Here is a 959-nt window from a genome sequence, read left to right on the forward strand (position 1 = left end):
CACGTCGAGTATGAGACGCCGAACCGCCACTACGCGCACGTCGACTGCCCCGGCCACGCCGACTACGTCAAGAACATGATCACCGGTGCAGCGCAGATGGACGGCGCGATCCTGGTCTGCTCGGCTGCCGATGGCCCGATGCCGCAGACCCGCGAGCACATCCTGCTCGCCCGTCAGGTTGGCGTTCCCGCGATCGTGGTCTTCCTGAACAAGGTCGACCAGGTTGACGACGCAGAACTTCTGGAACTCGTCGAACTGGAAGTTCGCGAACTCCTGTCGTCCTACGACTTCCCCGGCGACGACATCCCCTTCGTCAAGGGTTCGGCTCTGGCTGCCCTGAACGACAGCGACAAGAAGATCGGCGAAGATGCCGTTCGCGAGCTGATGGCCGCTGTTGACGCCTACATCCCGACGCCTGAGCGTCCGATCGACCAGCCCTTCCTGATGCCGATCGAAGACGTGTTCTCGATCTCTGGCCGTGGTACGGTTGTCACGGGCCGCGTCGAGCGTGGTATCGTCAAGGTTGGCGAAGAAGTCGAATTCGTCGGCATCCGCGACACCAAGAAGACGACGGTGACCGGCGTTGAAATGTTCCGCAAGCTGCTCGACCAGGGCCAGGCTGGCGACAACATCGGTGCGCTCGTCCGTGGTATCCAGCGCGACGACGTCGAGCGTGGCCAGGTTCTCTGCAAGCCGGGTTCGGTCAAGCCGCACAAGAAGTTCATGGCAGAAGCCTACATCCTGACGAAGGAAGAAGGCGGCCGTCATACGCCGTTCTTCACCAACTATCGTCCGCAGTTCTACTTCCGCACGACGGACGTGACCGGTATCGTGTCGCTTCCGGAAGGCACGGAAATGGTTATGCCGGGCGACAACGTCACGGTTCAGGTTGAGCTGATCGTTCCGATCGCGATGGAAGAAAAGCTGCGCTTCGCGATCCGCGAAGGCGGCCGTACCGT

1 protein-coding gene is annotated in these 959 nt (G+C 61.5%); it reads left to right on the plus strand.

The annotated features are described in order from the left end of the window. Window positions 1-959 (plus strand): elongation factor Tu (gene tuf / locus LJE98_RS20085; protein ID WP_229577030.1); only part of this gene is annotated, 959 nt, incomplete at both ends.

The sequence above is a fragment of the Rhizobium sp. 'Codium 1' genome (assembly GCF_020889605.1).
Classification (GTDB): Bacteria; Pseudomonadota; Alphaproteobacteria; order Rhizobiales; family Rhizobiaceae; genus Allorhizobium; species Allorhizobium algae.